The 13,805-nt window shown below is 64.2% G+C and carries 11 protein-coding genes, 1 other RNA gene and 1 riboswitch; of the genes, 1 reads left to right on the top strand and 11 read right to left on the bottom strand.

The annotated features are described in order from the left end of the window. Nucleotides 1-8 precede the first annotated feature (8 nt). From AC1ROT_RS17545 to AC1ROT_RS17520, 6 genes are read right to left on the bottom strand one after another with little or no spacing between them, the layout of a single operon-like run. The gene (locus AC1ROT_RS17545; RefSeq protein WP_493000533.1) at nucleotides 9-1,439 is read right to left on the bottom strand and encodes a UDP-N-acetylmuramoylalanyl-D-glutamyl-2,6-diaminopimelate--D-alanyl-D-alanine ligase; all 1,431 of its coding nucleotides are present in this window, start codon (nucleotides 1,437-1,439) and stop codon (nucleotides 9-11) included. Continuing rightward, a complete protein-coding gene (locus AC1ROT_RS17540; protein WP_493000531.1) occupies nucleotides 1,439-2,929 on the bottom strand; it encodes a UDP-N-acetylmuramoyl-L-alanyl-D-glutamate--2,6-diaminopimelate ligase in 1,491 nt (496 codons plus the stop codon). Before AC1ROT_RS17540 ends, AC1ROT_RS17545 begins: the two co-directional genes overlap by 1 nt. Beyond that, entirely contained in the window at nucleotides 2,916-4,781 is a 1,866-nt protein-coding gene (locus AC1ROT_RS17535) for a peptidoglycan D,D-transpeptidase FtsI family protein (protein ID WP_493000529.1), read from the bottom strand. Before AC1ROT_RS17535 ends, AC1ROT_RS17540 begins: the two co-directional genes overlap by 14 nt. A 1-nt stretch (nucleotide 4,782) precedes the next feature. Next, the gene (gene ftsL / locus AC1ROT_RS17530; protein ID WP_492971268.1) at nucleotides 4,783-5,310 is read right to left on the bottom strand and encodes a cell division protein FtsL; all 528 of its coding nucleotides are present in this window, start codon (nucleotides 5,308-5,310) and stop codon (nucleotides 4,783-4,785) included. Continuing rightward, nucleotides 5,307-6,326: a 16S rRNA (cytosine(1402)-N(4))-methyltransferase RsmH gene (gene rsmH, locus AC1ROT_RS17525; RefSeq protein ID WP_493000527.1), complete on the bottom strand. Its 1,020-nt coding sequence runs from the start codon at nucleotides 6,324-6,326 to the stop codon at nucleotides 5,307-5,309. The genes ftsL and rsmH overlap by 4 nt, the downstream gene beginning before the upstream one ends. Continuing rightward, on the bottom strand, nucleotides 6,323-6,784 hold the full coding sequence (locus AC1ROT_RS17520) for a division/cell wall cluster transcriptional repressor MraZ (protein WP_493000526.1): 462 nt from the start codon (nucleotides 6,782-6,784) through the stop codon (nucleotides 6,323-6,325). Before AC1ROT_RS17520 ends, rsmH begins: the two co-directional genes overlap by 4 nt. A gap of 306 nt (nucleotides 6,785-7,090) precedes the next feature. Between AC1ROT_RS17520 and AC1ROT_RS17515 the strand changes: the two genes are divergently transcribed. Then, a complete protein-coding gene (locus AC1ROT_RS17515) occupies nucleotides 7,091-7,639 on the top strand; it encodes a hypothetical protein (RefSeq protein ID WP_493000524.1) in 549 nt (182 codons plus the stop codon). A 15-nt stretch (nucleotides 7,640-7,654) separates the two neighbouring features. Here AC1ROT_RS17515 and AC1ROT_RS17510 read toward each other — a convergent pair whose 3' ends face one another. The 5 genes from AC1ROT_RS17510 to AC1ROT_RS17490 form a co-directional block, all read right to left on the bottom strand. Then, the gene (locus AC1ROT_RS17510) at nucleotides 7,655-9,085 is read right to left on the bottom strand and encodes a PepSY domain-containing protein (RefSeq protein ID WP_493000522.1); all 1,431 of its coding nucleotides are present in this window, start codon (nucleotides 9,083-9,085) and stop codon (nucleotides 7,655-7,657) included. A gap of 4 nt (nucleotides 9,086-9,089) precedes the next feature. Next, nucleotides 9,090-11,213, bottom strand: coding sequence for a TonB-dependent receptor (locus AC1ROT_RS17505; RefSeq protein WP_493000520.1), 2,124 nt, complete (start codon nucleotides 11,211-11,213; stop codon nucleotides 9,090-9,092). A 123-nt stretch (nucleotides 11,214-11,336) separates the two neighbouring features. Continuing rightward, nucleotides 11,337-11,522: riboswitch (cobalamin riboswitch) on the bottom strand. Between the two features lie 31 nt (nucleotides 11,523-11,553). After that, nucleotides 11,554-11,952, bottom strand: an RNA gene (rnpB, locus tag AC1ROT_RS17500) — RNase P RNA component class A. 70 nt (nucleotides 11,953-12,022) lie between these two features. Next, nucleotides 12,023-12,796, bottom strand: a complete 774-nt coding sequence (locus AC1ROT_RS17495) for a peptidoglycan recognition protein family protein (protein ID WP_493000519.1) — start codon at nucleotides 12,794-12,796, stop codon at nucleotides 12,023-12,025. Continuing rightward, nucleotides 12,793-13,707, bottom strand: coding sequence for a DMT family transporter (locus tag AC1ROT_RS17490; protein ID WP_492971275.1), 915 nt, complete (start codon nucleotides 13,705-13,707; stop codon nucleotides 12,793-12,795). Before AC1ROT_RS17490 ends, AC1ROT_RS17495 begins: the two co-directional genes overlap by 4 nt. Between the last annotated feature and the right edge of the window lie 98 nt (nucleotides 13,708-13,805).

Genomic DNA, 13,805 nt, shown 5'->3' with positions numbered 1-13,805 from the left:
GACTTTCCTTACCAGCCGTTAGCGGCGCGCGGCTGCGGCGCCGGATTCAACAGGTCTTCAACAATCTTGCCCATGCGGCTGCCGAGCGAGCCCTTCACCAGCAGCACGTCGCCGCTGCGGATAGCGCGGCGCAGCGGCTGGATCAGTTCGATGGAATTGGCGGCATGATGGCCACGCATCGTCGCCGGCAGCCGGTCGTACAACGCGCGCATCAGCGGGCCGGAAGCAAAAACCAGGTCAATCTGTTCGCGCACCAGATCGTCGGCCAGCGCGGCATGGGCGGCTTCGGCATCGGGGCCAAGCTCCAGCATGTCGCCCAGCACGGCGATACGGCGACCGCGCGTGTTGCTCGGCTTGGCCATGGCGAGGACGGCATAGGCCGCACGCATGCTCGGCGGGCTGGCGTTATAGCTGTCATCGATCAGTTCGATGCTGCCGCCGTCGCGCCAGTCCAGCATATGGCGCTCGCCGCGCCCCTTCGGTGCGGTAACGCCGGCCAGCGCAATGCCGGCCTCGGCCAGATCGGCGCCGGCCAGATGGGCCGCCGCCAGCACACCGAGCGCGTTTAGCACCCAGTGCCGGCCCGGCGCACCGATCTTGAAGGTCATCTGATGGCCGAGGATATCGGCGGCAACGCAGGAGCAGGCGCTGTTGGGGGCATATTTCACCAGGCGCGCCTGCGCTTCGGGATGTTCGCCAAAACCGATGACCTCGGCGGCGCCGGCGGCACGGGCCGCGGCAGCCACGCGTTCATACTGGGCATTGTCGCGATTGATGATGGCGATGCCGCCCGGCTCCAGGCCGGCGAAGATTTCCGACTTGGCGTCGGCAATGCCTTCGATGCTGTCGAAATTCTCCAGATGAACCGCTTCGACGGCCGTGATGATGGCGATATGCGGCCGCGTCAGCTTCGACAGCGGCGCGATCTCGCCGGCATGGTTCATGCCCAGTTCGATGACGGCAAAGCGACTGTCGATGGGCATGCGGGCCAGCGTGAGCGGCGCGCCCCAATGATTGTTCAGGTTGCCCAGCGTGGCATGGGTGGCGCCCTGCTCGGCCAGCACGTGACGCAGCATTTCCTTGGTCGAGGTCTTGCCGACGCTGCCGGTGATCGCAATCACCTTGGCACCGCTGCGCTGACGCGCGGCCGCCGCCAGTTCGTTCAGCCCCTGCAGCGTGTCTTTCACTTTCAGCAGATTGGCGCCTGGCAGCAGCGTTTCCGGCCCCTTGTCGACCATCGCGGCAGCGGCACCTTTCGCCAGCGCATCGGCAACGAAGACATGTCCATCGAAATTCGGACCACGGATCGCGACGAAGAGATCGCCGAAGGCCACCGTGCGGCTGTCGATGGACACGCCGGTGGCCGTCCAGAAGCCGTCGCTGTTGCCCTGCGTGGCAGACGCTGCTTCGGCGGAGGTCCAGAGCGCGAAAGCTTCCATTAATCTTTACCCCCGTATGGTGCGCTGCCCGAACCAGACCCTGCATCGATTGCAGACACGGCTTCGCGGGCAACCAGCAGGTCGTCGAAGGGACGGATTTCCGCACCAACGATCTGGCCCTGTTCATGGCCCTTGCCGGCCAGCAGCAGCAGATCGCCCGGCTGCAGATCCTTCACTGCAGTGAAGATCGCGTTGCGGCGGTCGCCGATCTCGATGGCGCGCGGCGCGGCGGCCATGATCGCGGCGCGAATGCCGGCGGCATCCTCGCTGCGCGGATTGTCGTCGGTGACATAAACCCGGTCGGCGAATTTCGTGGCCACTTCACCCATCAGCGGGCGCTTGCCACGATCGCGGTCGCCGCCGCAACCGAAGACAACGACCAGACGCTGCATGGTGTGCGGACGCGCCGCCTTCAGTACGGTTTCTAGCGCATCGGGCGTATGGGCGTAATCGACAAAGACGCTGGCACCATTCCTGCGCTGCGCCGCCTTCTGCATCCGGCCCGGCACGCCGTCGAGCTTTGCGAGCACGTCCCAGGTCTCGGCGCTATGACCGCCGCAACCGATCACGAGGCCGAGCGCCGCCAGCACATTGCCGGCCTGGAAACTGCCGACCAGCGGCAGATCGACCGTGCGGCGCACGCCGAAAGCCTCGACTTCCATATCCAGGCCACCGGCATGGGGCACGGCGGCCAGCAATTTCAGTTCCGTCCCGAGCTGGCCATAGCGGATCAGGCGCTGGCCACGGCGGCGGCACAGGTTTTCCACCTGCACGCCCAGGGCGGAATCCATATTGATCACCGCCGTGCCCTTGGGCGGCAGCAGCGTGTCGAACAGCCGCAGTTTGGCAGCGAAATAGGCCTCGACCGTCGGATGGTAATCCATATGGTCGCGGGTCAGGTTGGTGAATGCGGCGGCCTGCGGCTGGATGCCGTCGAGACGATACTGGTCGAGGCCGTGACTGGAGGCTTCGAGGGCCAGATGCTCGATGCCGGCGGTCTTGGCAAGATTCAGCAACTCGTGCAGGCGCACCGGATCTGGTGTGGTATGCGCCACCGGCTCGTCGATGCCGGCGCCATGCAGACCCAGTGTGCCGAGGCTGGCGCTCTTGATGCCAAGATGCCGCCAGAGCTGCGCGGTGAAATGCGCCACCGAGGTTTTGCCATTGGTGCCGGTGACGGCGGCGATATGCTTCGGCTGCGCATTGAAGAAGGCGGCTGCCATCAGCGCCAGGCGCCGGCGCGGATTGCTGTCGGTCACGAAGGCGATCTGATCGGCAAAAGCCGGATCGACATGATCGCTCAGCACCGCCACGGCGCCCTTGGCGCGCGCATCGGGGATGAAGCGATGGCCATCGGCCTGGGCGCCCTTCAGCGCCGCGAAGACATAGCCCGGGCGTACGGCACGACTGTCGGCCGTCAGGCCGGCAATATCCAGCCCGGCAGTACGGGGATCGAGCGACAGATCGGCGCAGAGATCACTGAGACGCAAGTTTCTTCTCCTGCGTCTTCGGCGTCACGGCTGTCGCGGGTACGGCAGCGGGCGCGGCGTTGAAATTCGGCACCGGATGACCCGGGATCGGCACATACATGGCCTGCTTCAGCGCCGGTGAATTCTCGTCCACCGGCGGCACGCCCAGCATCGGCGCGATGCGGTTTATAATGCGGCCGGCGGCCGGCGCGGCGGTCCAGCCGGCGGTGGCGAAACCGAAGCTGCTCTTGTTGCCCTTCGGCTCATCGACCATGACCTGTACGATGTAGCGCGGGTTATGCATCGGGAAGCCGGCGACGAAGGTGTTGAAGTTCGCTTTCTTGTTATAGCCGCCGCGCGCGTTGACCTTTTCCGACGAGCCGGTCTTGCCGCCGACCAGATAGCCATTCACGGCCGCCTTGCTGCCGGTGCCTTCGTCCACCACCAGCAGCATAAGCTTGCGCATGGTGTCGCTGACATCGCGGCGGATCACCTGGCGGCCGGGCGCCGGCAGGCCCGGCGGGCGCTTGATGAGGGTCGGCGGATGCAGCACGCCCCCATTGACGATGGCCGCCGTGGCGGTTGCCAGCTGCAACGGCGTCACCGACATGCCATGGCCGAAGGCAATCGTCATGGTCTCGACGGTCTTCCAGTTGCGCGGCACCAGCGGCGCACCGACTTCCGGCAGCTCGATGGCCGGCTTATTCAGCATGCCGAAGCGGGTCATGAATTCGCGCTGGCGATCCGGACCGACATCGACGGCCATCTTGGCCGAGCCGATGTTGGACGAGTACATGAAGATTTCCGGTACGCTGAGCCAGCGGTTCTTGGCGTGATCGTCCTTGATGGTGAAGCGCGAAATCTGGATCGGCCGGCTGGCATCGTAGCCGCCGTTCAGCTTGACCGTGCCGAAATCCAGCGCCATCGCCGTATTCAGCGTCTTCATGGTCGAGCCCATTTCATAGACGCCGAGCGTGATGCGGTTGAACCGCGACTCCGTGCTGGCCGTGCCGGGCTCGGCCGGATCGAAATCCGGCAGGCTGACCATGGCGATCACTTCGCCGGTATGGATATCCAGGACGATGCCGCCGCCGCCGATGGCATTGAACTGCTCGACGACCTTGGCCACCTCGTCGCGCACCACATGCTGCACGCGGACATCGATGCTGAGCTCCAGCGGATCGCCGGTGCGCGAGGGATCTTTCAGCTGCTCATCGAAATACTGCTCGATGCCGGAGATGCCCTTGCCGTCGATATCGGTGTAGCCGAGCACATGCACGGCCAGCGAACCCTGAGGATAGACGCGGCGCTGTTCGTTGTGGAAATACAGGCCCGGCAGACCCAGACGGTTGACCTCATACTGCTCGCGCGGCGTGAGGCCGCGCTTGAGCCAGACGAAGCTCTTGCCCGACGCCAGCTTGTTGGCCATATCGCCGGCCGACAACTCGGGCAGCACCTGGGCCAGCCGCAACGCGGCCTGCTGCGGATTCTGCACCTTGCGCGGATCGGCATAAAGCGAAGCGATCTTCAGGTTGGTCGCCAGCATATTGCCGCTGCGGTCGACAATCGGCTGGCGCTCCATCAGCGCCGTCCTGGCGATCAGTTCCGGATTGACGCCGCGCGCCACAGCCGGCTCGGTCGCACCACGGATGACAGTCAGTTCGACCAGACGACCGGCCAGCAGCACGAAGGCCAGCGAGAACAGGCCGATGCCGATCACCAGACGGCCGCGGCTGGAATCCAGCGCCTGCTTGGCGGCGCCATCCAGGCGCACCAGCGCCGGATTGCCCGGCATGTCGGCGGGCGTACAGGGCGAGCGCATGGGACGCTGCGGCGGCTTGGCATTTTTCGGCGAACGACGGAACAGCGCCATGTTACTGGGCCCTCCGCGTATCTTTGCCGGTGCCGCGCTGCATCGCGCCGAGCACGGCCGCCACTTCGGAATCGAAACCGACCGCAGCTTCGGCAGCAGGCCTGGCGACAACCTGCACAGGCGGGGCGGGCTGAAGGCCGGCCTGCGCGGCGGCCGGCTGGGCAGGCGGCCCGACCGGCAGGGCCGCCATCGGCGGCAGAGCCGGCGGTTTTGCCGGCGCCGGCTGGCCGCCGGTCATTGGCTGGCCACGATCCTGGCGCCAGGGCAGTGCCTCGAGGCCGACAATGTCTTTGGCGGTGGCCGAGCGCATATCGAGCAGGCGCTGCGCCTTGCTCTGCAGATATTCCGGGCGGCTGAGATAGCTCCACTCGGCCTGCAGCACGCCAATGGTCTCGCGCTCCTGGCTGAGCGCACGATTCATCTCGATCAGTTCGTCTTCCAGACGCTGCACTTCATAGGATAGCTGGTAGAGGCCGAACGACACCACGGCCAGCAGCAACAGGGCTATCAGGGACAGGCCGCGGCTCATGCAGCCTCCCGCAGATCGTCGTCGGGCCAGGCCGGCGCGGCCGTGCGCCGGGCGGCGCGCAGCTTGGCCGAGCGGGCCCGCGGATTGGCGGCAACTTCAGCCTCGCCCGGCGCCATGGCGCCTTTGTGGATGGCGACGAAAGATGGCGCACGCTCGATGGCGGCCGCCTGCGGCAGATGGCGCGAGGCGCCGACAGTCTTGCCGCTGCGGCGATCCAGAAAACGCTTCACCACCCGGTCTTCCAGCGAATGGAAGGATACGACTGCCAGCCGGCCTTCCGGCTTGAGCAGTTTTTCGGCGGCAGCCAGGCCGCGCTTCAGTTCGCCCAGTTCATCATTCACCACAATGCGCAGCGCCTGGAAGGTACGGGTCGCCGGATTGATGCCGGGCGTGGCGCGCACGACACGGGCGACGACCTCGACCAGCTGCTTGGTGCGGGTGATCGGCTGCTCCGCACGGGCGGCGACGATGGCGCGGGCCACCGCACGGGCGCGGCGCTCCTCGCCATAGAGATAGATGATATCGGCCAGCTCGGCTTCGTCGCGGGTGTTGACGATATCGGCCGCTGTCTCGCCGCGATCCGACATCCGCATGTCGAGCGGGCCGTCATGCTGGAAGGAAAAGCCGCGCTCGGCCTGGTCGAGCTGCATGGAGGACACGCCGATATCCAGCGCCACGCCGTCTACGGCCTCAATGCCGATCGCCGACAGCAATGCGGCCATGTCGCCGAAGCGGCCTTCGAGCAGACGGAAACGGTTGGGGAAAGCGGCATCGATGCGGTCGGCATGGACGCGCACGGTGGGATCGCGGTCGATGCCGATCACCTGGCACTCCGCCGCAGCCAGCAAGGCCGAACTGTAACCACCCGCACCAAAAGTACCATCCACAAGCACGTCGCCGGCGCGCGGGCCAAGCGCCGAAACCACTTCCGCCCGCATCACCGAGAGATGAACCTGTCCTGCGGCTTTTTCATGGCCGTTTTTGCTGTCGGGGCGAAAACGGTCCGCCGGGCTCACGATGTCGCCCCCGCTCCGCCGCGCAGGTAAGCCGCGGCCTGGGCGCGCGCCTCGGCGGCGCGGGCCTCCCAGGCTTTCGGCTCCCAGATCTGGAAGCTGTGGCGGCGGCCGACAAAGACCGCCTCACCCGGCGCAGCAAGGCCGGCATGATCCAGGAACTGCGGCGCGAGCTGGACGCGGCCTTCCTGGTCGAGATTCAGCTCGTTCAGAAACGGCAGCAGACCGTCGATCAGCATCTCGCGCTCGGGATGCAGGTCGGGCAGCTCGTCGATGCGGCGGTTGACGCCATCGAGATAGTCGCGCCCGCCGGCAACCAGCGCCGGGGCAGCGATATCGGGGCCCAGAATCAGGCCACCATCTGGATGTTTGCGGGTCAGCAGGGCGCGATACGGCGCCGGTACGGAAACCCGTCCCTTAGCGTCAATCCGGTTTCGAAAGGTTGAGAGGAAGAATTCCACTCAGCCGCCCCTGCTGGTCAATCCCGGACGAAACACCCCCCTTGGGTGGCCATAACCTGGGATGAGATGGGGTAGCATGGGATAATATGGGCGTCAATGGAAATTAACGGTCTGTTATGGTGAGTCGGGCCAATGTTCTCCGCAACTTGCGCCATGATCGATCCTATTATTTTCGCTTAATGTTCTCTTTTGTTCTCCAGAGATCTCTTGTCTCTTGCTGCGTCGCGCATTACACCGGACGGCGTTACGGGGATGGCATGAGAGCGTGTGACAATGGTCAAAACAGGCCGCAACCTTACGGATAGGTTGGCTTCGGCGTTCCTTGCCGCACTGGTAGCGCTGCTGGTTCCACTGGCGGCGATCGCCGCCGTCAACGAATTCCTGCCGCGCGATGCGCCGCAGCTGAAGCGGTTCGCCGTCGTCGCCAGCACCGCCAACAACCAGTGCATCACCGCCCAGCTGATGAACAACGATGTGCGCCGCTTGCGCGCCACCGCCCTGCTGTCGCCCTGCGAATTCAATATCGACAACCTGACGCAGGGCTTTTTCATCAGCCGGCCGCTGCAGCCCGACGGCTACCAGATCTTTTTCGCCGCCAATCCGTCCTACTGCCTGGCGATGGAGCCGCGCGCCAAGCTGCTGGTGATCTCCGCCTGTGCACTCAACAACGAGATGCTGGAACAGCTGCCGCAGCTCTGGGACATCAAGAACGGCGGCCTGGCGCTGAAAAGCGAAGGCAAGAAATTCTGCCTCGATACCCGCGCGAAGCAGGGGTTCTCGGCGATCTTCGAGCCGCATTTCAGCGAATGCCCGGAACAGGTGCCGGATGCCTTCCTGCTGCGGGTGAGCCGCTGACCTGACGGCGTTTGCCTAGTGGCGTCTGGCCGCTTTGCGACGGAGATGCCGCCAGCCAATGACAATACCGGTCACTGACATCGCCAGCCCGACCAGCGACGTGATCCATATCACCAGCTTCCAGGCCGGCGGCACATGCCGCAGCCCTGCGAAATCGAAACTGTGCAGCGCGTTGAACAGCCAGCGGTAGCTGCGTCGACTGTCGTCCACCCGCGTCAGGATATCGCCGGTCAGCGGATCGATATGGAACCAGGTGCTGTCAGGATCGTCGAAGCCGATCCGCAGCACGGGCAGCAGGCGCCGTGTGTGATGCGAATACCAGTATTCGTCCTCCTGGGTGAGCACCGCCTGCAGCACGGGCTTTGACTGCGGCATCAACTGCGCCGCGGCTGCGAAAACCTCCCCGGTCGCAAATGCTGTGCCGATGGCCTTGCCGTCGCCGCGATACTGCACGACCAATGACCGGCCGCCGATCCAGAGAAACCGCATCTCGACGACACCCTCAGCCGGCACCACGGCCAGCGGGAAATCCGTCGCTCCATGACCGGCATAGCGCTGCAGTGCGGCAACATCCGTATTGCGCCCGGAGAACCAGTAGTTCGGATTCATCGAAATCCAGCCACTGACGATCCAGGCCAGCAGAAACAGGCTGCCGATCACGCCGGCCCAGTGGTGCCACAGCATCCAGCCACGATAGGGCGACATGGCACCGTTTTTGTAACGACGCTGGGGCCGCAGACGCTGGATGCCGATCCAGATTCCCGTCACCGCCACGACAATGCTGATGCCGGAAATCCACAGCACGACATCGCGCCACAGCGGCGCATCGGCGCGCAGCACGGTGGGATAGATCCAGTGCGGCACACTGCCGAGCCAGTTCCAGAAGCGCTCGCCGCGCCGGGTATCCAGCGCGATCTCGCCATTGCGCGCCGAAACGTAAAGCTGTGTGCCGGCAGCATCGTTGAGCGAGACCAGATGGAACGGTCGCAGCGGATCGTAGCGCGCCGTGACGCTCCACTGGTCGCGATCCTCCAGCTCGACCGTGGCCTGCGGCGCCGGTCTTACACTCTGCACGATTGCAAGGGCGGCAACCGCGTCGATGCCCTCGATGCGCCGTCCGTCGCGCGCCGATACGGTCAGCCGTGCATTGTCCCAGGCAGTGACCCGGTAAACCGGCTCATCCCCCAGCATTTCCAGCCGCAGCACGCGTGGCCAGCCGCCCTGCCCGGCCGCGGCGAGCGCCGCGCTGGGCGAGAGGCGAACCTGCTGCCCGTCGAGTACGGGCAGCAGAGCGCGACGTTCGGTCTCCGTCAGGGCCGGGAATCCGACATAGATCATCACCACGCCGGAAAAGAACCACATGGCGAAGAGCAGGCAGGTGGCAATCCCGATCCAGCGATGGATCAGATACAGCCAGCGCTGCGCCTGACGGAGGATGCGCTTCATGGCATCAGAACTTCACACTGGTGGTCAGGTAGGCGGTGCGCGGCGCACCGAGCACCCATTGCGTGCCGCCATTATAGCCAGCGACCGGATAGACCTCATCAAAGAGGTTCATGATTCGCAGTGCTACTGTCAGCCGCTCGACCGGCGACCATGACACGCCGATGTCCGTGACCGTATAGTCCGGCCGCTTCAGCGTGTTGGCATCGTTACTGAAAGTGTTGCCAACGTAGCGCAGGCCGCCCTGGGCTTTCCAGGATGGCGCGAAGCCCCAGGTGAGCCAGAGATTACCGAGCTGCTCGGGCACGTTCGCCGGGCGATTGCCCGCATAGTTCGCGCCACCGGTGGTGATGAAGTCGCCATATTTCGAATCCAGCAGCGCACCATTGGCTTCCAGACGCAGGTCCTTCATCAGGTCGAAGGCAATGGTGACCTCGACGCCTTTGGCGGTCTGCTGTCCCACCTGCTCCGCGATAGTGGTGTTCAGTGGATTCACCGTCTGCAGCTTGTTCTTCACGATATGATAGCCCGCGAAAGTCCACTCCCCGCGACCTTCCATGACGCTCTGTTTGATACCGACTTCATTCTGCTTGGCGGTCGAAAGCTCAAGAGCAGCCTGGGCCGCGCTCTGTCCCAGCAGCGCGGAGCTGACTGGCGAGGTTGCTGTTGCATGCTGCGCATACAGTGCCGTGGATGGTGTGATGGCATAGACCACGCCGCCACGCCAGCTAAGATCGGCGAAGCCCTTCTCGGCCCGCGAATTCGTCACGAAATCATCGCGCGTGAAAGCGAGCCAGTCATGGCGCAGGCCGCCGACAACCGACCATTGGTCATCCAGCACCAGTCGATCCTCCATGAACACCGACTTCTGCACGATACTGGCTTCCTGCCGGGGGATCGTGGAGCGATTACTGTTGAAGAATCCCGGATCGAAGTTGTAGGGGGCGACCACCGAGTTACCGGTGGCGCCTGAATTGCTGGCATTGCCAAACTGGATATGGTTGGCGTCGAATCCCACTACCGTCTGGTTCTTGAGACCGAACAGCGTGTTCTCGATCGTCAGGTCATTCCGGGTTCCATACTGCTCCTGATCGTGGAAGACCTCGAAGAAACTGCTGCGGGTTACCAGATTGGTCGAGGCGTTGAGAATGTAATTCTCAAGATTGGTCCAGCGGCGGTTGCTTTCCAGCTGATAGATCACGCTGCGCAAACTCACATCGTCGGTCGCCTGCCATTCCGTTTTAAGCTGAGTCCAGCGGTCATCGAATTCAATCCGGGCATTCCTCACGTTGTAATTCTTGCCCACCAGGGATTCGTCCAGTCGTCCGTTACGCAGTGGCGTGCCCCAGTATTCCATCGGCTTCTGGTAGCCTTGGTCATGCGACAGCGTGAATGCCAACCGCTCGGTGGCGTCGACACGGACGGCGCCCGAGAAAGACTGGCTGGAATTTTCGCCGCGATCCACATAGCCGTCCGACTCACGGCGGTTGGCGCTGAGCATGAATGACGCCTTGCCGTTCAACGGGCCGCTGCTTGCAGCGGCGACGCGACGCGTCATGTCGGTGCCGAACTCAACCAACCCCTCGTTGCGGAAACTCGCCGTTGGCCGGCGCGGCACGACGTTGATGGCACCGCCGATGGCGCCCTCGCCGTACATAACCGAGGCCGGGCCACGCAGAATCTCGATACGCTCGGCCTGCCAGGGGTCGAACGGGAAGGAAACTGTGCCCGAAGCCACATAAAGCCTGGTGCCGTCATATAGCTGCATCACCGCGTTGTGGCCGGCGAAGCCGCGTGCCGCCAGCACGGAATTGCCATTACCTGGTGTCGCCGCCGAACTCATGCCGGTCGAACGCGAAACGGCATCGTTGATCGTGAGGGCGCCACGGTCCCGCACGGTTTCGCCCGGCAGGACCTCGACGCTGGCTGGCGTTTCCATTGGCGTCAGATGCAGACGGCTGCCGGTTTCCGTGGGTGCCGTGAGTTGCAGGCCGGCAAGATCGTCAACCAAATGGCCGCCGACGCTGATGGTCGGCAATCGGGCATCCTGAGCCCAGGCAGCGGAAGACAGGAGAAAGATGGGAAGCGAGAAGCGGACGGATTGCGTCCGGCGGGACAGGGAACGGACCATGGAAAAACCTCATGCGGTCGGCCTTGTGGCACGTCACCGCGAACGAGGTTTTCCGCCGATGCCCTGAGGATAAACAGGCGACCGATGGATTACCCACCGGAACACCCTGCCCGATGTGATCGCGTGTGACCACGGATGACGGCAGGTCTCCTGGCTCGCGGGTCGCTGTCTTTCGCCGCCTTCCCAGGACCGTGCGGCCCCAGTGGCTCTGTGACGAAAGACTCTCCGCTTACAGTTGCAGGGGCAGCCACGGCATTAAACCGCGTTCCCAGTTAGGCCCTTGCGGGCACCGTCGCCGGGCAACCTGCACGGCGATACTTTGCTTGTCAATTGGATGAATGGTGCCAGACGGCCTGTAAGCCGGGTTCTGTCCCCCCACTTTCGTGGGATGGACGGCCATTCCTCTGGGATGCCCGTTACCGGACACCTCGCGCGACCGACCCGGATAGCGGACCGAAAACAGTCCTGCAGACTTGCGCCTGCCGCCATCCCTATTTGGTCTTGCTCCCGGTGGGGTTTGCCGTGCCGCTTCCGTTACCGGTCGCGCGGTGCGCTCTTACCGCACCCTTTCACCCTTACCATCAGGCTCCAACCCGAAAAGATTGGCGCGTGATGGCGGTCTGCTCTCTGTGGCACTGTCCCTGGGGTCGCCCCCGCCGGGCGTTACCCGGCACCGTGTTTCCGTGGAGCCCGGACTTTCCTCGACGCTTTGACACGCCGCGGCCGTCCAGCCGTCTGGCACCGGGCGCAGAGGTAGGCCCAGACGGAGACGGCGTCAAGCAAAAGGGCGGATCAGCGTGCTGCGCGCCCTAACTGGCCGCACGGTCGGCGCTGGCGCGCCGCATGGTGACCTGTTCCGAGATATGGTGGATCAGGCTGGTGGTTTCTGCGTCGCTGACGCCATCGACTTTGTCCTGGCGCCAGTGCCGCTGGAAAGCCCGCACGGCGGCTTCGGTGAGCGGATCGTAGATGCCGCTGCCCTCGATGGCATAGCCGATGCGGTCGAGCGCCACCTGCAGTTCCAGCACCGCGCCGTTGCGCTCGCCCGGGCCCATGACCGGTGCATTCGCCGCAACCCGGAAATCGCCGCTCCACCAACGGCCAAAGCCGGCCGCCGCCAGGCGGTGCCAGGGGAACAACTCACCCGGATCTTCCTTGCGGCTGGGCGCGATATCGGAATGGGCGACATAATTGCCCGGCATCACATGATGCCGCGTGGCGATATCGGCCAGCAGAGCCAGCAGGGCGTCGATCTGTTCCACCGGGAACTGGCGATAGCCGAATTCGTGACCGGGATTGACCAGCTCGATGCCGATGGAACGCGCATTGACGTCGCGCACGCCGCGCCAGAAGGCCACGCCGGCATGCCAGGCACGCTTGTCCTCCGGCACCAGGCGATAAATCGTGCCGTCTTCATCGATCATGTAATGGGCGCTGACCTTGGCATCCGGGTCGGCGAGGCGCTGCAACGCCGCAGCCGCAGTCTGCATGCCGGTATAATGCAGCACGACCATGTCGACCGGGCGGCGGCCGCTGCGGTCGTCAAAATTCGGCGAGGGATGGTCGATCAACGGAAGCGTCATTCGCCAGCCGCCTTGGTTTCCAGTGCCACCTTTTCCGGTGTCACGCCCCGCGCATCCGCCGCTTTGCTCTCGCGCATGGCGACAATCAGAACACCCAGAAGGGTAATAACCGAACCGATAATCACACGACCACTCAGTTGCTCGTTGAGGAAAAACACGCCGGCCAGCACGCCGAAGATCGGCGACAGCGTGAAGCCCGGATTGACGATGCTGACCGGATAGCGCCGCAACAGATAGTAGGCGCCGCCATGCCCGATCAGGGATACCAGTGTCGCGGCATAGACAATCGCGCTCCAGTGCCAGACGCTGGCCGACACAACCTGTTCAACATGGCCATCTTCCAGCGCCAGGGAAATCAGCAGCAGGCTGGGCGCGCTCAGGATGCCAACCCAGGCCTGCATGGTGAAAGTATGCACGTCGTGTATGCGGCGCACCATGATCTGGCCGACCGAGAAGATGATCACGGCCACCAGGATCAGGCCGATGGCGACCTGGTAGTTCATCACTTTCGGGTCGAAACTGATGACAACTGCACCAATGAAGGCCAGAGCGATGCCGAGACTGCGTTTCCAGCGCACCCGCTCGCCGAGGAACAGGATCGCCATGAGGGTCGAAATCGGCACGCCCAACTGGGTCACTACCGCCACCACCGAGACGTCGTCCGCCTTGGCAATGCCGATGATGATCAGCACGAAATGCAGGGTTCCCATGCACAGGGCGGCAATCACAACATTGCGCATCTGGCCGGGACACCAGCGCAGCCAGGGCAGCATCAGGACAGCGACCAGGCCAAAGCGCAGGGCGGTGAAAAGGACCGGCGGGAAGTGGTTGACCGCGAGTTTGGTGACGACAAAATTGCCGCCCCAGATGGCGCAGATCAGCAACATCAGGGCAAGGTGCTGGGGCTTCATGGGCGGGGACCCTAGCAAAGCCGGCCGGTCGCGGGCTACGGTTCTTTCTGTCCCGGCCATGCACTGCCTGCATGGGCGGTATGCGGGGGTTTGCGGAA

The organism is Ferrovibrio sp. GW821-FHT12E11, from assembly GCF_058806975.1.
The sequence above is the reverse complement of the archived record's forward strand: the minus strand, read 5'-3'. Positions and strand labels throughout refer to the sequence as shown.

Coding starts and splice junctions, on each gene's coding strand:
- AC1ROT_RS17545 (WP_493000533.1), bottom strand. CDS start 1,439: ATGGAAGCTTTCGCGCTCTGGACCTCCGCCGAAGCAGCGTCTGCCACG.
- AC1ROT_RS17535 (WP_493000529.1), bottom strand. CDS start 4,781: ATGGCGCTGTTCCGTCGTTCGCCGAAAAATGCCAAGCCGCCGCAGCGT.
- ftsL (WP_492971268.1), bottom strand. CDS start 5,310: ATGAGCCGCGGCCTGTCCCTGATAGCCCTGTTGCTGCTGGCCGTGGTG.
- AC1ROT_RS17510 (WP_493000522.1), bottom strand. CDS start 9,085: ATGAAGCGCATCCTCCGTCAGGCGCAGCGCTGGCTGTATCTGATCCAT.
- AC1ROT_RS17505 (WP_493000520.1), bottom strand. CDS start 11,213: ATGGTCCGTTCCCTGTCCCGCCGGACGCAATCCGTCCGCTTCTCGCTT.
- AC1ROT_RS17495 (WP_493000519.1), bottom strand. CDS start 12,796: ATGACGCTTCCGTTGATCGACCATCCCTCGCCGAATTTTGACGACCGC.
- AC1ROT_RS17490 (WP_492971275.1), bottom strand. CDS start 13,707: ATGAAGCCCCAGCACCTTGCCCTGATGTTGCTGATCTGCGCCATCTGG.